We start from the raw sequence: 3,911 nt of genomic DNA on the forward strand, positions 1-3,911 counted from the left end.
CAGCCGGTAATAAACAAAATCTCCTGGAAATTTAACATATTCCGATGGCGCCCATATTTCATAATAGAAATAATAACTCAGGGCATGAAGGAGCTGATCCTCTTCCAGATATATGGCATAATCGCCGTTGTCTATCCCGCCCTTCAGATTTGATAATACCCATGTTCTGTCAACCAGAACCATTTCAAGTGGTTTTCCGTCTATGAATTTCAGTATGACCCCTTCAGGTACATTCAAAAGTTCCTTCTTTGGAGTATCATTAAATAATACTAAACCGACAGTTATTCCATTTTTTATCTGCCTTGGCAAAATCGTGCTTATATATTTATATGATTCATGTGAAAGTGCCATTATAATTTCATTCCTTGCTGAATATACCATTGATTTTATCCTGTCCTGAACGTTTTTGTTGCCTTTCACAAACCATATATAGGGATCTTTAAGAGGCACCGTTTCAATATGTTTTTCTATATAAGTGTCTAGCTCTTGCATGTAGTTGTCCATCCATAGCATTTCCTTACGCATAACAGTATCAACAGGAACTGCTCTGTATAAATGCTTCTTGCCTGTAACAACATCTACGAATCCCTTTTCCTGCAAGGCATTAAAAAGATCATATATTCTTGGTTGCGGAACACCGGCGATTTTAACCGCTCCTGTAGGGGTATTAGGTCCATAAAGCAAAAGAACTCTATAAAGCTTTATCTCATAATTGGACAAGCCAAATCTTGAAAGACTTGAAAAAATGTCTTCACCCATATATTTTATATGATTATTTTATATAAGAATGTATTTATGCTAGGGTGGTTATATAAAGTTAACACTATAATTTTATTTTATATCATTTGCCATTGAAAATACTAGATATAGAAAATTACACGTGAGCAAGAATGGTGGGATACTATGAAACTGTTCATATAAGAGGAATAAATGGGAATGTTATAACCAGATATGTCTGCTATTGGTGGAAATATATATTCCTCTATGTGGAGATGTCTGATTCTGAGATAGGGGATATACTTCATATAATAAAATGATGGATAAAGATAATACAATACTAAATTCGAGCATTGCAAAATAGGAAATTGGGTAAAATCAATCATCTATTCCCCAAAGGGAGCACAGAAATATTTTTATTTAGCAATCACTATCTAATACCTGAGGTGTTCTGTAATAAACACGGGAAATCAATCATTATAAAAGGAGTAGAAGAGAATATGGATATAAGCATAAAAAAGGTCAAAATAATAACGTACAGCAAAGGATTGAGGTCCAGTGCCAAATTCCTCCTAACGTTTTCCTATGAGGTCTCCCCGGGGATGTAAGATGGTAGATGAGATAAAGTTTGACCCAGAACTTAAAGCCGCAATAGAAGAAGGAAGTGCACATACTAAAATGATTCTGGATGCTATTCAGTCATTCAAGGACCCGGATGAAAGGGCAATGGCACTTAAGAGAGCATTGCTGGAATTTGACTATTCAGACAATATTGGCAATACCCTGGAATTGAATGAAGCATCAGAACAGATCACCATCCCAAGGAGCAATTCTGGAGGCTCCATAAGACTTAAGATTTACAGACCTGATTCACATGACCGGAAATTACCGTGCGTATACAACATTCACGGAGGTGGAATGATAGTTGGTAGTATTGATAACAATGAGGCTCAGCTCTCATCTCTTTCAGAGACTCTCGGGGCAATAATAATTGATGTTGATTACAGACTAGCCCCGGAAAATCCATATCCTGCAGGAGTGGATGACTGTTATGACGGACTGGTTTGGGTATGGAACCATGCTGACGATCTTAATATAGATTCTTCCAGGATAGGGCTATTTGGTGAAAGTGCTGGCGGAGGCTTGGCTGCGGCCACAGCTCTTAAAGCTAGGGATAGTGGTGGACCAGAGATACTGTTTCAGGCCCTCATAGCACCAATGCTGGATGACAGAAATAATACACCATCCAGCCATATGTGTTCAGGCCTATGGCCATCGTGGCCAAGGGAAATGAACGTTCTTGGATGGCGTGCCCTGCTTGGGAATCGTGTGGGAATGAATAATGTCTCACCCTATGCAGCACCGGCACGTGCCGAAAATTTACGTAATTTGCCATCTGCCTACATTGAAGTCGGAGGTATGGAAGTTTTCAGGGATGAAGATATATTATATGCCAAAAGACTTATGGAAAATAATGTTCCAGTGGAGCTTCATGTTTATCCAGGCACATTCCACACATGGTACGCACAAGCTCCTGAGGCCACAGTGTCAAAACGTGCACTCAGAAACAGGATGGAGTGGGTTCAAAATCAACTGAAGAAAAAATAAAGGGATTTTACGAAATAACCGATAGACAGACCCTGGCTGAAATACTAATCGATCAGTGCACCGTTTTTAAACTTGAGTTACAGATGAGAATAATTATCAGTATTAGATACCATATTACAATCTGTTCCTTTCCCCTTTCTTATCATGGGAATAGTCAGATAAAAAAGATCTTTGTCCTCTATACTCTCCTAATATGATGATGTGAGATCATAATGCACTATTGATACGCCAGAATTCAGAGCATGAAATATTTCAACCTCTATAGCGCCCTTCTTTTCTGGAAGTGGATCAAGAGACTTGTTGCTCTATCATCACTTGTGTGTATTTCCCATGGATAGTACACCATTTTATCTATGTCTATGAGGTTAATGTCTGAGAATGGGTCAGAACACCTGAAAGATAATCATAAAGGATGCTGTTTCTGCATAGGAATTAGTATGCTTTTCCAGTATTCCTGACATGCCGTTCCTCTCCATCATAAATAATTGGAGATCCATTGCGACGGTAATTATGAATGGGATGGAATTTCTCGCTCACAATGTTATATTCTCTGTGCCCATGAAGGATAAAGCCTGCATCTCTGAAGGTGGTAAGCATTGTCTGCAGCTCTCAGTTCAGGGTGAATTCCTGTACAGTCTGGTTCTGCGAAATTGCATCTGGGAGAAAAATAGCATCCCTCAGGTCTTGAAGTAAAATCTATGGTTGAACCCTTAATTATCATGCTCCTGTCTAATTTATGGCCTATCATTGGTATGCTTTTCATGAGCTGGTATGTATAAGGATGTGCGGGATGTTCAAGCACATCAGCATATGTTCCCGATTCTACTATTTCTCCACCATACATCATGATTATTTCATCCGATATAGCGAAAAGTATGGACAAATCATGAGATATGAATATCATGGTTAGCCCCAATTTTTCCTGTATTTTTTTTATATCTGCAAGTATTTCATGCTCCACAAGAACATCAAGGCCGGTTGTGGGCTCGTCTAATATGATAAATTCGGGGGACAATAAAAGCGACATTGCTATTACAACACGCTGTTTCATTCCACCAGAGAGTTCGTGCGGAAAACTGTCAAGCACATTTTTATTTAGACGCACCAGTTCCAGTATTGATGAAATCTTTTCATCGAATTTGTCCTCATGCACATTATGGGCGATCATTACGTCATAAAACTGTAGGCGTATTTTTTTTACGGGGTTAAGTGCGTTCATTGCGGCCTGGGGTATAAAAGATATCTGTGTTCCACGAATTTGTCTCAGTTCGTTTGCCTTCATTTTGAGCAAGTTATTTCCCTTAAATAAAATATCTCCTCCTGTGATTTTGCCTGGATATTTGAATGAATTATAGAGAACTGATGCAAGGGTGCTTTTGCCCGACCCAGACTCTCCTGCTATACCGAGTATTATATTTTTTTTCACTGAAAAATTGATTTTGTTTAGTATAGGCACATAGCCATTTTCAGTTTCATATCCGGCATTTAGATTTTTTACATTCATCATTTGATAAGAATCATTGTACATTGTTACACCTATATTCTTTTGTAGGGGTTCGGGGCTGCTTCAATTAACTTTCTCGTAT

3 protein-coding genes are annotated in these 3,911 nt (G+C 38.6%); 1 reads left to right on the top strand and 2 read right to left on the bottom strand.

Annotation, left to right across the window (positions count from 1 at the left end):
• Nucleotides 1-759, bottom strand: a 759-nt coding sequence (locus tag AMDU4_RS13760; protein WP_290705583.1) for a TrmB family transcriptional regulator, incomplete at its 3' end; no start/stop codon positions are given.
• A 567-nt stretch (nucleotides 760-1,326) separates the two neighbouring features.
• Between AMDU4_RS13760 and AMDU4_RS13765 the strand changes: the two genes are divergently transcribed.
• Nucleotides 1,327-2,325, top strand: a complete 999-nt coding sequence (locus AMDU4_RS13765) for an alpha/beta hydrolase (protein WP_021788533.1) — start codon at nucleotides 1,327-1,329, stop codon at nucleotides 2,323-2,325.
• A 541-nt stretch (nucleotides 2,326-2,866) separates the two neighbouring features.
• Here AMDU4_RS13765 and AMDU4_RS13770 read toward each other — a convergent pair.
• Nucleotides 2,867-3,853, bottom strand: coding sequence for an ABC transporter ATP-binding protein (locus tag AMDU4_RS13770; RefSeq protein WP_290705586.1), 987 nt, complete (start codon nucleotides 3,851-3,853; stop codon nucleotides 2,867-2,869).
• Nucleotides 3,854-3,911: the final 58 nt, after the last annotated feature.

The sequence above is a fragment of the Ferroplasma sp. Type II genome (genome assembly GCF_000496155.1).